16 protein-coding genes are annotated in these 19,981 nt (G+C 44.3%); 15 read left to right on the top strand and 1 reads right to left on the bottom strand.

Going from position 1 to position 19,981, the window contains the following annotated elements; all coding sequences use genetic code 11:
• Positions 1–126 precede the first annotated feature (126 nt).
• From dnaE to J9317_RS14530, 8 genes are all read left to right on the top strand, one after another.
• A complete protein-coding gene (gene dnaE, locus J9317_RS14565) occupies positions 127–3,492 on the top strand; it encodes a DNA polymerase III subunit alpha (RefSeq protein ID WP_211559778.1) in 3,366 nt (1,121 codons plus the stop codon).
• Positions 3,493–3,600: 108 nt separating this feature from the next.
• Positions 3,601–4,836: an NADP-dependent malic enzyme gene (gene ystJ / locus J9317_RS14560; protein WP_211559776.1), complete on the top strand. Its 1,236-nt coding sequence runs from the start codon at positions 3,601–3,603 to the stop codon at positions 4,834–4,836.
• 14 nt (positions 4,837–4,850) lie between these two features.
• The gene (locus J9317_RS14555; RefSeq protein ID WP_249292509.1) at positions 4,851–5,471 is read left to right on the top strand and encodes a FadR/GntR family transcriptional regulator; all 621 of its coding nucleotides are present in this window, start codon (positions 4,851–4,853) and stop codon (positions 5,469–5,471) included.
• Between the two features lie 104 nt (positions 5,472–5,575).
• Positions 5,576–6,430 carry an acetyl-CoA carboxylase, carboxyltransferase subunit beta gene (gene accD / locus J9317_RS14550; RefSeq protein WP_211559773.1) on the top strand — a complete coding sequence of 285 codons (855 nt, stop codon included), beginning with the start codon at positions 5,576–5,578 and terminating at the stop codon, positions 6,428–6,430.
• Positions 6,430–7,407 (top strand): acetyl-CoA carboxylase carboxyl transferase subunit alpha, encoded by a 978-nt coding sequence (accA, locus tag J9317_RS14545; protein ID WP_211559770.1) that lies wholly within the window; start codon positions 6,430–6,432, stop codon positions 7,405–7,407. The genes accD and accA overlap by 1 nt, the downstream gene beginning before the upstream one ends.
• Before the next feature lie 222 nt (positions 7,408–7,629).
• Positions 7,630–8,589 (top strand): 6-phosphofructokinase, encoded by a 960-nt coding sequence (gene pfkA / locus J9317_RS14540; protein WP_035413611.1) that lies wholly within the window; start codon positions 7,630–7,632, stop codon positions 8,587–8,589.
• 51 nt (positions 8,590–8,640) lie between these two features.
• Positions 8,641–10,401: a pyruvate kinase gene (gene pyk / locus J9317_RS14535; RefSeq protein ID WP_211559768.1), complete on the top strand. Its 1,761-nt coding sequence runs from the start codon at positions 8,641–8,643 to the stop codon at positions 10,399–10,401.
• A gap of 64 nt (positions 10,402–10,465) precedes the next feature.
• A complete protein-coding gene (locus J9317_RS14530; protein ID WP_211559766.1) occupies positions 10,466–10,852 on the top strand; it encodes an FxsA family protein in 387 nt (128 codons plus the stop codon).
• A gap of 50 nt (positions 10,853–10,902) precedes the next feature.
• Here J9317_RS14530 and ytvI read toward each other — a convergent pair whose 3' ends face one another.
• Positions 10,903–12,009 carry a sporulation integral membrane protein YtvI gene (ytvI, locus tag J9317_RS14525; protein ID WP_211559764.1) on the bottom strand — a complete coding sequence of 369 codons (1,107 nt, stop codon included), beginning with the start codon at positions 12,007–12,009 and terminating at the stop codon, positions 10,903–10,905.
• Positions 12,010–12,094: 85 nt separating this feature from the next.
• Between ytvI and J9317_RS14520 the strand changes: the two genes are divergently transcribed.
• From J9317_RS14520 to pnpS, 7 genes are all read left to right on the top strand, one after another.
• Complete coding sequence (locus J9317_RS14520) at positions 12,095–12,553, top strand: DUF441 domain-containing protein (protein WP_211559762.1); 459 nt, start codon at positions 12,095–12,097, stop codon at positions 12,551–12,553.
• A gap of 375 nt (positions 12,554–12,928) precedes the next feature.
• Complete coding sequence (gene citZ / locus J9317_RS14515; RefSeq protein ID WP_211559760.1) at positions 12,929–14,047, top strand: citrate synthase; 1,119 nt, start codon at positions 12,929–12,931, stop codon at positions 14,045–14,047.
• A gap of 132 nt (positions 14,048–14,179) precedes the next feature.
• On the top strand, positions 14,180–15,475 hold the full coding sequence (icd, locus tag J9317_RS14510; RefSeq protein ID WP_347880564.1) for an NADP-dependent isocitrate dehydrogenase: 1,296 nt from the start codon (positions 14,180–14,182) through the stop codon (positions 15,473–15,475).
• A 102-nt stretch (positions 15,476–15,577) separates the two neighbouring features.
• Positions 15,578–16,516: a malate dehydrogenase gene (mdh, locus tag J9317_RS14505; RefSeq protein WP_431190687.1), complete on the top strand. Its 939-nt coding sequence runs from the start codon at positions 15,578–15,580 to the stop codon at positions 16,514–16,516.
• A 144-nt stretch (positions 16,517–16,660) separates the two neighbouring features.
• Positions 16,661–17,137 carry a MaoC/PaaZ C-terminal domain-containing protein gene (locus J9317_RS14500; RefSeq protein ID WP_211559753.1) on the top strand — a complete coding sequence of 159 codons (477 nt, stop codon included), beginning with the start codon at positions 16,661–16,663 and terminating at the stop codon, positions 17,135–17,137.
• 193 nt (positions 17,138–17,330) lie between these two features.
• Complete coding sequence (locus tag J9317_RS14495; protein WP_211559751.1) at positions 17,331–18,053, top strand: response regulator transcription factor; 723 nt, start codon at positions 17,331–17,333, stop codon at positions 18,051–18,053.
• A complete protein-coding gene (gene pnpS / locus J9317_RS14490; protein WP_211559749.1) occupies positions 18,046–19,806 on the top strand; it encodes a two-component system histidine kinase PnpS in 1,761 nt (586 codons plus the stop codon). Before J9317_RS14495 ends, pnpS begins: the two co-directional genes overlap by 8 nt.
• Positions 19,807–19,981 lie beyond the last annotated feature (175 nt).

Raw genomic sequence — 19,981 nt, 5'->3', positions numbered from 1 at the left:
GCAGTCAGCAGGTGTTTAAAAATTTATTGCATCGTTTAACACAGACTTTTTCAAGGAATGAAGTTTGTGAAGAGCGCACGCTTGTTCTATAATGAAAATAATGAATGCCGTTAGGATGGGATTAAAATGCCGTTTGTTCACCTCCAATTACAAAGTTCCTACAGTTTGCTGAATAGTTCTGTGCGCCTGGACCGGCTCGTCCAAAAAGCATCGGAGCTTCATTTCAAGACGCTTGCATTAACCGACCAAGGCGTTATGTACGGAGCAGTCGCCTTTTATAAACAGTGCAAAAATAACGGAATCAAACCGATATTCGGCTTAACCGCTGATGTTATTCCCCAAGATGAAACCATTCCCCAAGGATACCCGCTCATTCTTCTTGCCGAAAACTTCAAAGGCTATCAAAATTTGCTGAAAATCAGTAGTGCTCTTCAAACGAAGTCACCTGATGGAATACCCGATCGATGGATGAAAAGCTATCGTGAAGGGCTTATTGCCATTTCTCCAGGCAAAGAAGGCTGGATTGAAACACTTCTTGAGAACGGAGAGATAGAGGAGGCGGAACGTGCTGCTGCTCATTACCTCGAGTTATTCGGCGCAGATTCCTTCTTTCTTGGTATCCAAAAAACCGAACAGACGGAAGAAGAGAAGAGTCTGAATCAGTACATTCTTAAGGTTTCCGCATCAGCCGGAGCGGGGTTGGCCGCGCTGAATGATGTTCATTATCTGGAAAAAGAAGATTACCTCGCTTATCAAAGCCTGATTGCTATTCAAAATGGCGAAAAGCTGAACGAGGATTCATCGGACGCCTCTAAAGAGAGGTATTTTAAATCAGCACAACATATGGCCGGGCTTTTCAGCGATCTGCCTGAAGCTCTTGAGAATACACTTAAGATTGCGGATCGATGCCATGTAGAACTGGGACTTGGTAAAGCGAGGCTTCCGTCGTTCCCCGCACCTGGAGGAGAGCCTGCTGATGAGTATTTGGAGAGAATTTGCCTGGAAGGGCTGAAAAAGCGTTTCCCGGAACCGGGAGAAGACGTGTACCGCCGGCTTACCTATGAACTTGATGTAATTAAGAAAATGGGCTTCAGCGATTATTTTCTAATCGTATGGGATTTTATGAAGTTTGCCCATGAAAACCGTATTCTGACAGGACCGGGCAGGGGATCTGCAGCGGGTTCACTCGTTGCCTATGTACTGAAAATTACGGATGTCGATCCGATAAAACACCGGCTGCTATTCGAACGATTTTTGAATCCGGGAAGAATCAGCATGCCGGATATCGATATTGATTTTCCGGATACGAGAAGAGATGAAGTCATTGGGTACGTGGCTGAAAAGTATGGCTCGAACCATGTCGCGCAAATCATAACGTTCGGTACACTCGCTGCCCGCGCCTCTATAAGGGATACAGCGAGAGTTATGGGGATTTCTCCAAAAGAGGCGGATCAGCTTGCGAAAAAAGTTCCCTCAGGCCCTGGAGTAACGCTTGAGAAAGCATTAAAAGAGTCTCCGGCCTTTTTGAAGGAAGTACAAAATTCTCCGGCAGCTGCAAAGATTGTCGAAATCGCCTCGAAAATTGAGGGACTGCCGCGGCATGTTTCCACTCATGCTGCAGGCGTTGTATTCAGTGAGGATCCGCTCACTGCGGTGGTTCCGCTGAGAGAAGGCCACCAGGATGTGTATTTAACACAATATTCAATGGATCATCTGGAAGAGCTAGGTCTGCTAAAGATGGACTTTTTAGGCCTACGAAACCTGTCGCTGATTGAATCCATTGTAAAAATGGTCAAGGCTCAAACAGGGACCGCTCCTTCATTTGAAAAAATAGACTATCATGATTTGAAAACCTTTCAGCTGCTGAGCGAGGGGGATACAACAGGGGTTTTCCAGCTGGAGTCAGAAGGAATGCGGAGCGTGCTTAGGAGGCTGAAACCTGAAAGCCTTGAAGACATTGCCGCCGTTAACGCTCTGTACAGGCCGGGTCCAATGGAAAATATTCCGAATTATATCGAAAGAAAGCATGGAAATGCACCGATTGCCTACCCGCACCCTGATTTAAAGGAGCTATTGGAGCCTACTTATGGGGTTATTGTCTACCAGGAGCAAATCATGGAAATTGCTTCACTAATGGCCGGGTTTTCATTGGGGGATGCCGACTTGCTTAGAAGAGCGGTCGGGAAAAAGAAGAAAAGTGTTTTGGACGAAGAAAGAAAGCACTTTGTGGATGGCTGCACGAAGGAAGGATATTCAGCCAAAACTGCGAATGAAGTATATGATCTTATCGTCCGGTTTGCTGATTACGGATTTAACCGGAGCCATGCCTTTGCATACAGTATGATCGGGTTCCAGCTTGCCTATTTAAAAGCTCATTTTCCTTCTGCCTTCATGACCGCCCTGCTGACCAGCTCAATTGGGAACGATGAGAAAATTGCACAATATGTGAAAGAAGCACGCGGCAAAGGGCTCACCATCCTGCCCCCGTCAGTCAATAGGAGTGAGGTGCCATTTAAGCTTGAAAACGGAGCAATCAGGTACAGCCTTTCGTCCATTAAAAATGTTGGGGTTGCTGCTGTGAAAGATATTTTTAGAGCAAGACAGCAAAAGCCTTTTGCGGACCTTTTTGATTTTTGCTTGAGAGTTTCAGCAAAAACAGCGAATAGGAGAACCCTTGAGGCACTTGTTTTCTCAGGGGCATTTGATGAATTCAAAATCGGCAGGGAATCGCTGCTTGCGACATTGGATGTGGCGCTTGAGCATGCCGAACTGATGAGGCCTGATTCAGGGGATGGCCAGATGGATTTGGGATTTGAAGACGAATTTACACTCAAGCCCAAATACATTGAAGTAGAACCGTTCACTATTGCCGAGAAGCTTCAATTCGAAAAAGAATCGCTGGGATTTTATTTTTCTGATCACCCTGTCAGCAGTTATAAAGAAATCCTGGAAGCTCTGAAGACGGTCAAGCTCGATCAGATTGAGAGAAAAGCAGGGTCGTATATCCGAGCGGGTGTCTATTTATCAAAAGTCAGAACGATCCGTACAAAAAAAGGGGACCTCATGGCTTTCCTTACGTTGAGTGACGAAACAGGAGATGCGGAAGGCGTTTGTTTTCCCGGCCAATATACGAAGCTTTCGGAAATCATCAAAGAGGGAACACTTTTGTTCGCGGAAGGAAAAGCAGAGCTGCGTGATGATTCCGTTCAGTTTATTTTGCAAAAAGCGGAGCCTTTAAAGGACGTCAGAAAGCCGGTATCAGCGGGGACATTATTCCTGAAAATTGAAAACATGGACAGGAGTGCCGAGAGAATGGCCATGCTTAGGGAAGTACTCGGAAAGCATAAAGGGAACACGCCGGTATATCTTTTCAACCCTGAAGATAAAAAAACCGTCCAGCTGAACGGTTACAAAACTGCTGCAGCCTCAAAAGAATGCATTGGGATGCTGAAAGCTCTCCTGGGTGAAGATCATGTTGTACTGAAAGAATGAGCAAGGCAGGCAAAATTCTTTTTGTCTGCCTTACTTGCATGTGTTATAGTTTTTATATTACATAGGTGGTCAGACCACTGCATTGGAATTTGATGAGGAGTGAGAGTATTGTCTTTACGAGAAGAAGCGCTGCATATGCATCGCGTGAACAAGGGGAAACTGGAATCTAAATCAAAAGTACCGGTTAGAAATGCAAAGGACTTAAGTCTTGCTTATTCTCCCGGTGTGGCAGAACCATGCAAAGCAATTTATGATGATAAAAATAAAGTGTACGATTATACAATGAAGGGCAATATGGTGGCAGTTGTTTCTGATGGAACAGCGGTTCTGGGACTTGGGAATATCGGTCCTGAAGCGGCTCTCCCGGTTATGGAGGGGAAAGCGGTTCTTTTTAAAAGCTTTGCCGGGGTAGATGCGTTTCCTATTTGCCTGAATACAACGGATATTGACCAGATTGTTGAAACGGTTAAGCTCCTTGAGCCTACATTCGGCGGAGTGAATTTGGAGGATATTGCAGCTCCTAATTGTTTCGTTATTGAGGAAAGACTGAAGAAAGAGACAAACATTCCGATCTTCCACGATGATCAGCACGGTACAGCGATTGTAACAGCTGCCGGTCTATTAAATGCACTTAAGCTTGCCGGAAAGAAAATGTCTTCGATTAAAGTAGTGGCAAACGGTGCCGGCGCTGCCGGTATTGCAATTATTAAACTTTTATATCGCTATGGTGTAAGAGATATTATTATGTGCGATTCCAAGGGAGCCATCTACGAAGGGCGTCCTGCAGGAATGAATGAAGTGAAAGATCAGGTTGCCAAGTTTACGAACCGTGAAAAAATAGAAGGAACGCTTGCTGATGTTATGACCGATGCGGACGTGTTTATAGGTGTATCCGTTGAAGGCGCCCTATCAAAAGAAATGGTTCAAAGCATGAAGGAAAATCCGATTATCTTTGCAATGGCCAACCCGGTTCCTGAAATTATGCCTGAGGATGCCCGTGAAGCAGGAGCAATGGTCATCGGGACCGGCCGTTCGGACTTCCCTAACCAGGTTAATAACGTTCTTGCTTTCCCAGGGATATTCAGAGGTGCGCTTGATGTCCGTGCGACTCATATCAATGAACAAATGAAAATGGCGGCTGTTGAAGCCATTGCCGGCTTGATAGATGAATCTGAAATCCGCCCTGATTATGTCATCCCTGCTCCTTTTGATCCGAGAGTGGCACCTGCTGTGGCGGCTGCTGTAGCAAAGGCTGCAATGGAAACAGGAGTAGCGCGCATTAAGGTTTCCCCTGAAGAGGTTGCTGAAAAAACAAGACAGCTTGCAATCATCGGCAAGGAATGAGTCCAGTGAATGATATGCCTGGTCCAAAGTCGAGAGTCTATGAAGAGACCCTTCAGCAGATCAGATTGATTATAAAGAAGGACGGACTATTGCCGGGAGATAAAATTCCATCTGAACGAGAGCTGGCCGACCGGTTAAACGTCGGCCGCTCTTCTGTTAGAGAGGCATTAAGAGCGCTTGAACTTCTTGGAATCATTGAGACAAAAAGAGGAGAAGGAACGTTTATAAAGGATTTTCGGGAAAATCATCTCGTCAGCGTCCTCGGGCTCTTTGTCCTGGAAGATGCAAAGTCAATCGAGGATATACTGGAGATGAGCGTGTTAATAGAGAAGCATGCTTTAATGAAAATTTTGCAATCCTTTGACAAGAAGAAGCTTGTCCAGATCGATCAGGATTTCAGAAAAGGGATTAATAATCCCCAGGAGCTTATGGGTAAACTGATACATATGGCTGGAAACCATTTACTTTTCCGGACGTGGTCGGTTCTCGCTGACTACCTGAAAGCAGGAAGCAAGTTTCAGGAACCGCCGATTCCAATCTATGAAGAGCTGATGTCAGGACTCGTTCTGAACAACAAAAACCTTGTCCTGCAAGCATACGAACGGATTACAAAGTACAAAAATGTCTCTTTATGACACCGTTTTACATAAAATGCGCATCTTTTTCGCTAAAGTAACATATAAATACTTGTCTGCTATCATTAAGATTAAGAGAAAGACTCGTTAGGGAGGTACTCAGATTGCTTAAGGATCTTTTTTCAAAGAAAAAGAAATACGCTTCCGTCCCTTCTGAACAAGCTAGGCAGGATGTTCCTGAAGGCATTATGACGAAGTGTCCGAACTGTAAAAAAATTCTAGTGACAAAAGAATTGAATAAAAACCTGAAGGTATGCGTGAACTGTGATTATCATTTACAGATGAATGCTAAAGAGAGAATTAAGAGTCTGTTCGACGAACATTCGTTTAAGGAATACGATAAAGAAATGATTTCTGAAAATCCGCTGAATTTTCCCGACTATGAAGAAAAGCTGGAGAAAGACCGCAAAAAAACGTCGCAAAATGAAGCGGTCGTTACCGGAGAAGGAACGATTGATGGAATTCGCACAGTGATTGCAGTGATGGATGCAAGCTTCCGGATGGGAAGCATGGGTTCAGTTGTTGGAGAGAAAATAACAAGAGCTGTTGAGCAGGCAAAAAAAGAAAGGCTTCCCTTTATCATCTTTACCGCTTCGGGCGGAGCGAGAATGCAGGAAGGGGTCTTGAGCCTGATGCAGATGGCGAAAACCAGCTCTGCATTAAAACTGTTCAGCAATGAAGGCGGATTAACGATTTCGGTCATGACCCATCCTACTACCGGAGGAGTTTCTGCCAGCTTTGCATCACTGGGGGATTATAACCTTGCAGAACCTGGAGCCCTAATCGGGTTTGCCGGAAGAAGAATCATTGAACAGACGATTCGCGAAGAACTTCCTGAAGATTTCCAGACAGCGGAGTTTTTGCTGAAGCACGGTCAGCTGGATTCAGTTGTTTCCCGCCTTGAACTGAGGGAAACGCTCTCCAGAATTTTGGATCTTCATCAAGGAGGCAGGCAATAATGGTTGGAGAGCTTGAGTTTGAAAAACCGGTAATTGAATTAAGGAAGAAAATAGCGGAGCTGAGAGAATTTACGGCTACGGCAGATGTTGACCTTTCTTCTGAAATTGAGAAGCTTGAGTCCAGGCTTGAAAAGCTTGAAAAGGATATTTACTCCAATATCAGCCCCTGGGACAGAGTGCAAATTGCCAGACATCCGAAGCGGCCTACCACAATGGATTATGTGGAGATTCTTTTTACCGATTTCTTCGAATGCCATGGTGACCGCTATTTTGGGGATGATGAAGCCATTGTCGGAGGAATCGCAAAGTTTAAAGGAACACCCGTAACTGTTATCGGGCATCAGCGCGGAAAGGACACGAAAGAAAATATCCGCCGCAATTTTGGCTCTCCGCATCCTGAAGGATACCGGAAGGCTCTCAGACTGATGAAACAGGCTGATAAATTCGGACGCCCCATCATTACGTTTATAGATACAAAAGGAGCTTATCCCGGGAAAGCAGCAGAAGAGCGGGGCCAAAGTGAGGCCATTGCAAGGAATCTGTTTGAGATGGCCGGACTGTCCGTCCCGGTGATTTGCATCGTGATTGGAGAAGGCGGAAGCGGAGGTGCTCTTGGGATCGGAGTAGGGAATCATTTGCTGATGCTTGAGAACTCCACATATTCTGTTATCTCTCCTGAAGGCGCGGCTGCGCTGCTTTGGAAGGATTCCGGCCAGGCTAAAAAAGCTGCAGAATCCATGAAAATCACAGCACCGGATCTTAAAAAATTAGGGGTCGTAGATGAAATTATCAGCGAAGTAAAAGGCGGAGCGCATCGTAATCTTCAGGAACAGGCTCTTTTAATTGAACAGCATTTGGGCAAGTCTATGGAGATTCTGTCAAAAATGGATAAGAATATGCTTATTGAACATCGCTATGAAAAATACAAGGCAATTGGCCAGGTATCTTTTGCCGAAGAAATGCTTGGCATGCATTGATGAAACGTGCTCCCCTTTCTAAAGGGACACGTTTCTATTTGTGTTAAAATTAGGATTTTGAAAATATCCAACAAAGTTTTTCTTTCTGGAAAAAAGTATTGTATAATGAATACGGTTAGAAAGACATGAAGAATTTTCGACAAAAGTCGATTTGTATTTGTACTGCCAATTCCTTCATGTTATCTTTAAAGCACATACATATTACCTATTGGGGTGAGGAAGTTGAAAAGAATCGGCGTTTTGACAAGCGGAGGAGATTCCCCAGGGATGAATGCAGCCGTTCGCGCTGTTGTCCGTAAAGCGATTTACCATGATGTTGAAGTTTTTGGCATTTATCATGGATATGCCGGATTGATTGCCGGAAACATTGAAAAATTAGAACTTGGCTCTGTAGGGGATATTATCCACCGCGGAGGTACTAAGCTTTATACAGCCCGCTGTCCGGAATTCAGAACAGTTGAAGGACGGGAAAAAGGGATTGAACAGCTTAAAAAATACGGAATAGAAGGTCTTGTTGTAATTGGCGGAGACGGCTCATATATGGGTGCGAAGAAGCTTACTGAAATGGGCTTCCCATGTGTAGGTGTGCCTGGAACAATTGACAATGATATACCGGGAACGGATTTAACAATCGGTTTTGATACAGCCTTAAATACGGTTATCGATGCGATTGATAAAATTCGCGATACAGCTACGTCCCACGAACGTACATATGTCATCGAAGTAATGGGACGCCATGCAGGAGATATTGCGCTGTGGTCCGGTCTTGCCGGCGGAGCAGAAACGATTTTGATCCCCGAAGCCGACCATGACCTGGACGATGTTGTAGCCCGTCTTAAAAGAGGCCATGACCGCGGCAAGAAGCACAGTATTATCATCGTTGCCGAGGGTGTAGGAAGCGGCGTGGAGTTCGGCAAAAAGATTGAGGAAGCAACCCGTTTCGAGACTAGGGTTTCTGTTCTCGGACACATTCAGCGCGGAGGATCGCCGACCGCTGCGGACCGTGTGCTTGCCAGCCGTTTAGGTGCTTACGCAGTTGAACTTCTGCTTGAAGAAAAAGGCGGACGCTGTGTAGGAATTCAAAACAATAAGCTTGTCGACCATGACATCATCGAGATTCTCGAAACGAAGCATTCGGTTGACCCGAAACTGTATCAGCTGTCTCAGGAGTTATCCATTTAACGCAGCCAATTTGGTATCGTTTCCATAATAGAACTAGGAGGAATTATCTGCATGCGTAAAACAAAAATAGTTTGTACTATTGGTCCTGCAAGTGAATCTGTAGAGAAGCTTACAGCATTGATGGAAGCAGGAATGAATGTATCCCGTCTTAACTTTTCCCACGGAGATTTCGAAGAGCACGGAAACCGCATCAAAAACATCCGAGAAGCTTCCAGGCTGACTGGAAAAACTGTTGCGATTCTGCTTGATACGAAAGGCCCTGAAATCCGTACGCATTCGATGCAGGATGGCGCGATTGAGCTGGAAAGAGACAAAGAAATCATTGTTTCTATGACTGAAGTGACCGGAACAACTGAAAAATTCTCGATTTCCTATGAAGGACTTGTAGAAGATGTTCATGCCGGATCCATTATTCTTCTGGACGATGGACTAATCGGTCTTGAAGTTCTTGAAGTAAATAAAACAGCTGGCGAAATCAGAACAAAAATCCTTAACAGCGGCACGCTGAAGAATAAAAAGGGTGTCAACGTTCCGGGTGTAAGTGTAAACCTTCCTGGAATTACAGAAAAAGACGCAAAGGATATCGTATTTGGAATCGAGCAGGGAGTTGACTTTATTGCTGCTTCTTTTGTCCGCCGTGCGTCCGATGTGCTTGAAATCCGCGAGCTTCTTGAAGAGCATAAAGCAACGGATATTCAAATCATTCCAAAAATTGAAAACCAGGAGGGAGTCGACAATATCGATGAAATCCTTGAGGTTTCTGATGGCTTGATGGTAGCACGCGGAGATTTGGGTGTTGAAATTCCGGCTGAGGAAGTGCCTCTTGTGCAAAAAGACCTGATTAAAAAATGCAATGCACTTGGAAAACCTGTTATTACTGCTACTCAAATGCTTGACAGCATGCAGCGCAACCCGCGTCCTACACGTGCAGAAGCAAGTGACGTAGCGAATGCCATCTTTGACGGTACGGACGCCATCATGCTTTCCGGTGAGACAGCTGCTGGACAATATCCAATTGAAGCAGTACAAACCATGCACAATATCGCTTCAAGAGCTGAAACTGCCCTTGACTATAAAGGAATGCTGTCTAAGCGCCGCGAACAAACGGGCATGACGATTACAGATGCAATCGGACAATCTGTAGCACATACAGCATTGAACTTGAATGTTAGTGCAGTAGTGACTCCGACTGAAAGCGGGCATACAGCTAGAATGATTTCCAAATACCGTCCGCAGGCTCCAATCGTAGCTGTAACATCTTGCGAGTCTGTGTCCAGAAAGCTTGCTCTTGTTTGGGGAGTATTCTCAAAAACAGGAACTAAGGCTGGTTCAACGGATGAAATGCTTGAAAATGCAGTTCAGGAATCCATTAACACAGGTATTGTTAAACATGGTGATCTTATCGTTATTACGGCTGGAGTGCCAATTGGCGAAGCTGGCACAACGAACCTTATGAAGGTTTATATTGTCGGTGATATTCTTGCTAAAGGTCAAGGAATCGGCCGCAAATCTGCATTCGGCAAAGTGGTCATTGCTAATAATGCAGAGGAAGCCGCTTCAAAAATGACTGACGGTGCGATTCTTGTTACCAGAGGAACAGACCGTGATATGATGGAAGCCTTGAATAAGGCTTCAGCACTTATTGCTGAAGAAGGCGGTTTAACAAGCCATGCTGCAGTGGTAGGGCTTAGCCTTGGAATCCCTGTTATTGTAGGGGTTGAAAATGCGACATCGCTTTTAGAGGATGGAATGGAAATAACAGTTGATGGCACTCGCGGTGCTATATACAAAGGCCATGCAAGCGTAATTTAATGAGTAAAGAGGGAAGGACGCTGTTCCTTCTCTTTTTTTACAAAAATCCGGGGAGACGAGGCAAATGAGATGGCTTGTTCTTTTGCTTATTGCTGTACCTGCTCTTGAAATCGGTTTGCTTATATGGTCTGGCAGAACATTGGGGCTGATTCCAACCATCCTATTGATTGCCGCCACAGGCTTAGGCGGAGCTTGGCTTGCCAGAAAGCAGGGGCTGGAAACATGGAAAAAGGCCCAGCGAAATATGAATTCAGGACAGTTGCCGGGAGATGCACTTATCGATGGAATCTGCATTCTTATCGGGGCCGTTTTATTAATGACTCCTGGATTTATCTCAGATGTCGCAGGGTTCTTTTTGCTTTTGCCGGTTTCAAGAAAAGGAATTAAACCGTTCATACTGCGGGCGATTCAAAAACGGATGAACAGGGATCGAATCACCATCATCAGATAAAGAAAAAAGGACGGGATTCCAGTTCAACCGTCCTTTTTTCTGTTTGCATTCTATTTTTGAACAATATATTTCCAAAGGTCGTGGAAGAGCCGGAGCTTATACATGCTTTGGACGATAACAAGAATGACGGGCCCTAATGCCATACCCAGAAGGCCAAAGCATTTGTATCCGGCATAAATACTCATTAGAGTGAGCAGCGGATTGAGCCCGATCGACCGCGAGTAAATTCTTGGTTCCAGAATCTGTCTTGCCATCAAGACGATGATAAACAGTATTGCCAGTCCGCTTGCGAGCTTCGTTTGCCCCATAAGCATTAAATAGAGGGCCCAAGGAATAAAAATCGTGCCCGTTCCTGCGTATGGAATAAAATCGACGATCCCAATAAAGAAACTGATGGTCAAAGCCTGAGAAACACCGAGAATAAGAAGGCCGGGAAAAACGATTGCAAGTGTAATGGTATTCAGCAGCAGCTGGGCTTTAACAAGACCGGTAAGTGCATTGCCTAGCTCAGCTCCAAATAGTAAGATTCGGCTGACGGCTGCCTGAGGGAGCTTCTTATTTAAGAAAAGAATGACATGATCCCAGTCTTTGCATATGAAAAAGGCAGCGATGACGATAATGATCATTACACTTGCAGCATTAGGAATCCACATAATGATCGCAGGGACAGCATTAAGCGAGGCCCTCAATAGGCTGCCGGCTTCCCCTATCAAACCGTTTCCTGCCTGCTGCAGTTCTGCAATAATGGTCGTTTGCTGTCCTGTGCTCAATGCAGAGAATTGTTCTGAAATTTTCTCTATGAGGGGGGAAACCTGATAGGAGAGAATATGATTAAACGCTCCTGTCATATGATTTAAATAGGCGGGCAGAGACGAAGCGGCCTGCTGAATCACTGCAATGGATTCCAGTGTCAATAAAGCGGTTAAGCCCGTTACGATGACAATGAGGCTTATCAGGACAAGTCCTGCGGATACCCCGGCAGGCAATCCTGTTTTTCTGTGCAGAAGGTCGGAAGGTTTTTTAATAAACCATGCAAGAAAAAAGGCCAGGATGAATGGATACATGATTGGAATGGCAGCAAAAAGCAGGAGAATGACTCCGGCTAATGCGCCCGCTGCAATCAATCCTCTTATGATAGCGGCTGCAAGAGCATTCAATGAGCGATCCTCCTCTTTATGGAAGGGTTGTACTATTATACTTACTCCCGTAATACGGAAACATGTCAAAAATAAGGGGGTTACAATGAGTCAGGCAAGTATTTTTCTTCTTATTCTTCTTGGAATAGGGGTCTTTGCTAAAAATCAGTCACTGATGATCGCTGTAGGCTTTTTGCTTGCTGTCAAATGGACGGGGCTTGATGCGAAGCTATTTCCGCTTCTGCAGTCAAAAGGAATTAATTGGGGAGTGACGGTTATTACCATAGCGGTCCTTGTGCCGATCGCAACAGGGGATATCGGGTTTAAGCAGATGGGAGATGCGCTGAAATCCTATTATGCATGGATTGCAATGGGCTCCGGAATTGCCGTGGCCTTAATTGCTAAGAATGGCGTGACGCTGCTTGCGCAGGATCCTCACATTACAGCAGCTCTTGTCCTTGGAACCATCTTGGCAGTGGCTCTTTTTAATGGGGTTGCTGTTGGTCCGTTGATTGGAGCGGGAATTGCCTATCTTGTCATGCAATTCGTTAAACTTTTTGGCTAATATAGCAATTACATTAAATTGAACAAAGGGAAATGGCGTTAAATCAAGCATTTCCCTTTTATTAAATTTTTTTGGCAAATTTTTTTATGCGCTTTTAGGTGCTTTCGATTCACAAATGTCAGATTATTGTTTATAATGACAATAGGCTACAAATTAAATGTATGCCTTTCCAAACGGAGAGATGATTTAATAGGACTTTTCTGATTATTTGCTTATGTGAAAATGTAAGCATTTACTTTTCCTGTGAATCGCTTTCATAATGGCTGCTTGCTGAGCAAGCGCTCATTCATTTAATGTTTGATAGAATAAGAGAAGGAATTCCTTTCTTTTAATCTTAAACAATTCAGGGAAAATTGCGCAAAGGAGAGATTGGATATGACAGCAACTCGCGGTCTCGAAGGGGTAGTAGCGACTACTTCTGCAGTAAGCTCCATCATCGATGATACCCTTACATATGTGGGTTATAACATCGATGACCTGGCGGAAAATGCAAGTTTTGAAGAAGTAATCTATTTGTTATGGCATGGGAAGCTTCCTACAGAGGAAGAGCTGGCACAAATTAAAAAACAGCTTGCAGATAATGCAGGCATTCCGCATCAGGTGATTGAACATTTCAAACAGTATTCAATTTCAGAAGTTCATCCGATGGCAGCGATTCGAACAGCTGTATCCATGCTTGGGCTTTTTGATCCGGAAGCAGATGATATGTCTAAAGAGGCAAATTACCGGAAAGCGATCTGCCTTCAAGCGAAGCTTCCAACGCTTGTAACCGCATTCAGCAGAATCCGCAAAGGTCTTGCACCGGTTGATCCCCGCCCGGATTACGGAATCGCTGCGAACTTCCTTTATACGCTTACAGGGGAAGAGCCAAGCCATGTTGCTGTAGAGGCTTTTAACAAAGCACTTGTTCTGCATGCAGATCATGAATTAAATGCTTCTACTTTTACGGCACGCGTTTGTGTCGCAACGCTGTCTGATATCTATTCAGGAGTTACAGCTGCAATTGGAGCTCTAAAGGGTCCTCTGCACGGCGGAGCCAATGAAGCGGTTATGAAGATGCTGACTGAAATCGGGGATGTAGAAAATGCTGAAGCTTATATTCAGGCAAAACTCTCCCGCAAAGAAAAAATTATGGGCTTCGGACACCGTGTCTATCAAAATGGCGATCCGCGTGCGAAGCATTTAAGAGAAATGTCTCAAAAGCTTTCCAACCTGACTGGTGAAAGCAAATGGTATGAAATGTCCCTTAAGGTGGAGGAAATTGTAACTTCTGAAAAATCTCTTTTGCCAAATGTGGATTTCTATTCAGCTTCTGTCTATCACAGCCTTGGCATTGATCACGATTTATTCACGCCGATCTTTGCGGTCAGCCGGGTTTCAGGATGGCTTGCACATATTCTTGAGCAATATGAAAACAACCGCCTAATCCGTCCGCGTGCCGATTACATCGGACCGGACAAACAGCGCTATGTACCAATTGAAGAGCGTTCTTAATTCATATGCAGCAAAACCGGAAGATGGTGCTTTAAACTTCAGTCTGGACGCAGGCGAAAAGAAATCAGCACCAAAATCCGGTTAGAGGTTGACTGAAAAGTTAACCTCTTTTACCATTTTAACGTGGGCAGTATACATAAACAGGAGGTAAGAAACATGACAAACGGTGAAAAAATTACAGTATCAAATGGTGTATTGAATGTACCTAATCAGCCAATCATCCCTTACATTGAAGGAGACGGAATCGGTCCTGATATCTGGGCAAGTGCATCCCGCGTTCTTGAAGCGGCAGTTGAAAAAGCGTACAGCGGCGAGAAGAAAATCGTCTGGAAAGAAGTTCTTGCAGGAGAAAAAGCATTTAATGCAACTGGAAGCTGGCTTCCTGAAGAAACGCTCGATACAATCCGCGAGTACATGATCGCTATTAAAGGACCTCTTACAACGCCGGTCGGAGGAGGGATCCGCTCTCTAAACGTAGCGCTTCGCCAGGAACTGGATCTTTTCACTTGCCTTCGCCCAGTCCGCTATTTCACTGGAGTGCCTTCACCAGTTAAAAGACCCGAAGATACGGACATGGTCATCTTCCGTGAAAATACAGAAGATATTTATGCCGGTATCGAATATGCAAGCGGTTCTGATGAAGTGAAAAAGCTAATCAATTTCCTTCAAAATGAAATGGGTGTAAATAAAATCCGTTTCCCTGAAACTTCAGGAATCGGCATCAAGCCTGTGTCCCAGGAAGGAACTTCCCGTCTGGTACGCGCTGCTATCCAATATGCGCTGGATCAAGGACGCAAATCGGTTACGCTTGTACACAAAGGAAACATTATGAAATATACAGAAGGCGCGTTCAAAAACTGGGGCTATGAGCTTGCTGAGAAAGAATTCGGCGATAAAGTATTCACATGGGCTGAATATGACAGAATCGTAGAAAAAGACGGCAAGGATGCAGCGAACAATGCTCAAAGTGAAGCAGAAGCGGCAGGAAAAATTATTGTTAAGGATTCAATTGCCGACATCTTCCTTCAGCAAATCCTTACACGTCCAAGCGAGTTTGATGTAGTAGCTACAATGAACCTGAACGGAGATTACATCTCTGACGCCCTTGCTGCACAAGTAGGAGGAATCGGAATTGCTCCCGGAGCAAACATCAATTATGAAACGGGACATGCTATTTTCGAAGCTACTCACGGTACTGCTCCTAAATATGCCGGACTGGATAAAGTGAACCCTTCATCCGTCCTTCTTTCAGGCGTGCTTATGCTTGAGCACCTTGGCTGGAACGAGGCAGCAGAATTAGTGATGAAAGCCGTGGAAAAAACAATCGCTTCTAAAGTTGTAACATATGACTTTGCCCGCCTAATGGATGGAGCAACAGAAGTTAAATGTTCTCAGTTCGGGGACGAGCTTATTAAAAACATGGGCTAATAGATCAATAAATGACAGGCAATGCTGATTAAGGCATTGCCTGACTTTACATGCATTACCTTTTAACGGTCTGACTATTTTATCGTATGGGAGATGGGGAAAATGAACAAACGCAAAAAGATTTCTGTCATCGGGGCCGGCTTTACTGGGGCAACTACTGCTTTCCTTCTTGCAGCAAAAGAATTAGGCGATGTTGTACTTGTGGATATTCCTCAAATGGAAAACCCTACAAAGGGAAAAGCGCTTGATATGCTTGAAGCTGGACCTGTTATGGGTTTTGATGCAAATATTACTGGAACGTCAAGCTATGAAGATACGGCAGGCTCTGATGTAGTTGTCATTACAGCGGGTATTGCCAGAAAACCTGGAATGAGCAGAGACGACCTTGTGGCAACCAACGAAAAAATTATGAGAAGCGTTACAAAGGAAATTGCAAACTATTCTCCGGATTGTACTATTATCGTTTTGACAAATCCGGTTGATGCCATGACATACGCTGTTTTCACTGAATCCGGTTTCCCTAAGCACCGCGTAATCGGCCAGTCCGGTGTACTTGATACAGCCAGGTTCCGTACATTTGTGGCACAAGAGCTGAAGCTTTCTGTTAAGGATGTAACAGGATTCGTTCTTGGGGGGCATGGAGATGACATGGTCCCGCTTGTAAGATACTCCTATGCAGGCGGAATTCCATTGGACACACTGATTCCTAAAGACCGTTTGGACGCCATTGTAGAAAGAACACGCAAAGGCGGCGGAGAAATTGTGAACCTTTTAGGAAACGGCAGTGCTTATTATGCTCCGGCTGCTTCCCTGGTTGAAATGACAGAAGCTATTATAAAAGATCAGCGCCGTGTCATTCCGGCTATTGCTTATCTTGAAGGGGAATACGGCTATGACGGAATTTATCTTGGTGTTCCGGCAGTCCTTGGCAAAAACGGCTTAGAGCAGATTATCGAGCTTGAATTGACAGAAGATGAGAAGGCCGCTCTCAGCAAATCTGCTGAATCGGTAAAAAATGTAATGAAGGTTCTTGCTGACTAATAGAACAAAAACGGAAATTGGAGGAAACTCCAATTTCTTTTCATATGGGTCTGTTTTGATTTAGGCATCTTATGGCTTCGAGCAGATACCAGCAGGCAAGGCTAACAGAAAAATGTAAGCGATTACTTAGGAGGTGCTTATAAGATGGTTTTAGGAAAAAAACGAAAGCTCGGGCGGCCGATTGAAGAGATAAATACAGGGGAAAAGCTGACCTTGACCGAAAAGATGGAGGATAAAGATTTGCTATTGTATTTGGGCCTTACCAATGATGCGAATCCGCTTTACATCCAGCATGATTATGCATCCATGACTCCATTCAAGAAGCCGGTCGTCCCGGCAGTTATGCTCTCCGGATTTATTACCTCAGCCATTTCCAAGTATCTGCCCGGTCCCGGGAGCCATGTGACCAAACAGCATCTGGATTTTCATTTGCCAGTATATCATTATGAGGTGATCCAATTCTTTTTTGAAGTGAAAGACGTAGATGCAGAGCAGGGGCGGATCCGTATTTCTGTAGAAGCTTTCAGTGAAGAGGAAAAATTGGCAGCGAGCGGCATTCTCGAGGTCATTCCCCCCATATATCCAGACTCCCAAGATGGACTGGCCTTCGAAAATTTTTAACAGGTTTATCCATGCAGGCAGCCTGATTCAATTGAATCAGGCTGTTTTTAGGTTTTTTTATCCTATTTTCACTGAAATCGGCCTAAATATATTTGGAAGTTGCCATCTTCCTCTTTTGTAGGAGCCGCTTCTTTGACTATAATAGAAGTAATGGCAAGATGGCCATTTAGGAAAATACGACTTGGAGGCCTTTATGAGTAAGAAGATACTAGTAGTGGATGATGAACATTCCATTTTAACTTTACTTCAATATAATCTCGAGCAATCAGGATATGAAGTTGTAACAGCTATGGATGGCAGTGAAGCACTCCACAAAGGGCTGACCGAATCACCTGATTTAATGGTTTTGGACTTAATGCTTCCAAAGATGGACGGAATTGAAGTTTGCAAACAGCTTCGCCAGCAAAAGGTAATGGTGCCGATTTTGATGCTGACAGCCAAGGATGATGAGTTCGATAAGGTGCTTGGGCTTGAGCTGGGAGCAGACGATTATATGACCAAGCCGTTCAGTCCGAGGGAAGTTGTGGCAAGAATTAAAGCTATTTTAAGGCGTACACAATTTTTGACTGAAACGGACACGAAAGAAGAAACGGAGTCCTCGGAAAAAATTCTCATTGGCGATTTGCGGATCCTGCCTGAGCATTATGAGGCTTACTACAGCCAGGAGCGCTTGGAGCTGACACCTAAAGAATTTGAGCTTCTCGTTTATCTTGCTCGCCATAAAGGAAGAGTCCTTACGAGAGATCAGCTCTTAAGCGCTGTGTGGAACTACGATTTTGCAGGAGATACCCGTATTGTGGATGTACATATTAGTCATTTAAGAGAAAAAATCGAACGTAATACGAAGAAGCCTCTTTATATTAAAACGATTCGCGGACTTGGTTACAAGCTTGAGGAGCCAAAGGCGGATGAATAAATTCCGCTCCCGCCTGCTATTTGCGTTAATTACCCTAATAATAGCTGTATTAGTGGGGCTGGGACTTCTTCTTGGACAAATTTTCAATAGCTATTATGTCGATACGTTCAAGGAACGGATTGAAAAGGAAGCTAAGCTGACAGAATTGCTCATAGCTGAGGCAGGACTGGAATCAGAAAAAACTGCCTCTCTTTTGCAGCAGGCAAGCAAAGCTGCACAGTCGCATATTACCGTACTAAACGAAGACGGACGAGTACTTTATGATGCCGGAAGCCGTCATCAAAATGATGAGGATTTAGCGAAAGAAGCCTTTGAGGATTTGAAGGAAAGCAAAGATGGCACTCATTTGAATGGGCAGGGAGAAGGTCTTTATTATTATGCAATTGAAATAAATGATTACAGCCAAAATAAGGCCTACTTAGTTCTCAGCACTCCCATTGAGTCGCTGAAACAGGTGAATCAGCAAGTATGGGGTCTTCTGGTAACGAGTCTGGGCCTCTCCCTTATAGTGATTCTGCTTCTTGGATTTAGAATCACCTCACAATATACGAAGCCGATTGAAAGTGCCACCAAGGTTGCTATGGAACTGGCTAAAGGAAATTATAAGGCAAGAACATATGAAGATCACATGGATGAAACAGGAATGCTTAGCCAGTCAATCAACATATTGGCAAGAAACCTGCAGGATATGACCAGAGCGCAGGAAATGCAGAAGGACCGTCTGGAAACCCTTATTGAAAATATGGGCAGCGGGCTGATTTTAATCGATGGCAGAGGCTACATTAACCTGGTAAACCGGGCATATAAAGAAACCTTTCATGTTGACGGGGAAAACTTTCTTTACCGGCTTTACTATGATGCATTTGAGCATAAGGAAATTGTTGATATTATAGAAGAGATTTTCATGACGGAAGTACGGTTGAGAAAACAGCTGCATGTTGCAATTGGAATCGACCGGCGGCATTTTGAAATTTACGGAGCCCCGATTATCGGAACCAACGATGAATGGAAAGGAATTGTTCTCGTATTCCATGATATTTCCGAGCTGAAGAAGCTTGAGCAGATGCGCAAGGATTTTGTGGCTAACGTATCTCATGAGCTGAAGACTCCGATTACATCCATTAAGGGATTTTCGGAAACGCTTTTGGACGGGGCCATGTCAGATCAGCAGACTCTTGAATATTTTCTGTCCATTATCTTAAAGGAAAGCGACCGGCTTCAAACCCTTATTCAGGATTTGCTCGATTTATCCAAAATTGAGCAGCAGGCGTTTAAATTAACCTTCAATGATTGTGATCTGCATGAAATCCTGGATGATATAGTGGCGATTCTTTCCAGTAAAGCTGAAGAGAAGGAAGTTGCGTTAACCGTTGACAGCGGGGCGCAGGTCATACCGGCAATCGGGGATATGTACAGGATCAAACAAATTTTTATTAATCTTATAAACAACGCATTAACGTATACTCCTAAAGGCGGGACGGTTCATATCACTTTAAGGAACGGGAAGGACCATGCGATTGTGACGATTTCAGATACAGGAATCGGTATCAGTGAAGAGGAAATTCCGAGGATCTTTGAACGCTTTTACAGAGTGGATAAGGCCAGAAGCAGGAACTCTGGCGGCACGGGACTCGGGCTTGCCATCGTTAAGCATCTTGTGGAAGCTCATAGAGGACAAATCAGTGTCAGCAGCAAAGTAGGAGAAGGAACGACGTTCACCGTTAAATTTAACAAACGGAAAATTACGGAATAGTTTACAATACCTTTACAAGGTATTTATTCTTACTTAACATATCCCTGATAATATAATAGATGAAAACCCCTTCATCCAAGGAGCCAATCTTTAGGACGAAAGCAAATCTGCTTTCGTCCCTTTTTTTTGTCCATCCATAATCCGGCTTTCCTCCTTTTTCTTAAATTTCCATAAT

It is taken from the genome of Metabacillus flavus (genome assembly GCF_018283675.1).
GTDB lineage: Bacteria > Bacillota > Bacilli > Bacillales > Bacillaceae > Metabacillus_B > Metabacillus_B flavus.
The sequence above is the reverse complement of the archived record's forward strand: the minus strand, read 5'-3'. Positions and strand labels throughout refer to the sequence as shown.

Excerpts from the sequence above, each read along its gene's own strand:
- dnaE (WP_211559778.1), top strand. The coding sequence starts at position 127 with ATGCCGTTTGTTCACCTCCAATTACAAAGTTCCTACAGTTTGCTGAAT.
- J9317_RS14555 (WP_249292509.1), top strand. The coding sequence starts at position 4,851 with ATGCCTGGTCCAAAGTCGAGAGTCTATGAAGAGACCCTTCAGCAGATC.
- accA (WP_211559770.1), top strand. The coding sequence starts at position 6,430 with ATGGTTGGAGAGCTTGAGTTTGAAAAACCGGTAATTGAATTAAGGAAG.
- pyk (WP_211559768.1), top strand. The coding sequence starts at position 8,641 with ATGCGTAAAACAAAAATAGTTTGTACTATTGGTCCTGCAAGTGAATCT.
- J9317_RS14530 (WP_211559766.1), top strand. The coding sequence starts at position 10,466 with ATGAGATGGCTTGTTCTTTTGCTTATTGCTGTACCTGCTCTTGAAATC.
- J9317_RS14520 (WP_211559762.1), top strand. The coding sequence starts at position 12,095 with ATGAGTCAGGCAAGTATTTTTCTTCTTATTCTTCTTGGAATAGGGGTC.
- citZ (WP_211559760.1), top strand. The coding sequence starts at position 12,929 with ATGACAGCAACTCGCGGTCTCGAAGGGGTAGTAGCGACTACTTCTGCA.
- mdh (WP_431190687.1), top strand. The coding sequence starts at position 15,578 with ATGAACAAACGCAAAAAGATTTCTGTCATCGGGGCCGGCTTTACTGGG.
- J9317_RS14500 (WP_211559753.1), top strand. The coding sequence starts at position 16,661 with ATGGTTTTAGGAAAAAAACGAAAGCTCGGGCGGCCGATTGAAGAGATA.
- J9317_RS14495 (WP_211559751.1), top strand. The coding sequence starts at position 17,331 with ATGAGTAAGAAGATACTAGTAGTGGATGATGAACATTCCATTTTAACT.
- pnpS (WP_211559749.1), top strand. The coding sequence starts at position 18,046 with ATGAATAAATTCCGCTCCCGCCTGCTATTTGCGTTAATTACCCTAATA.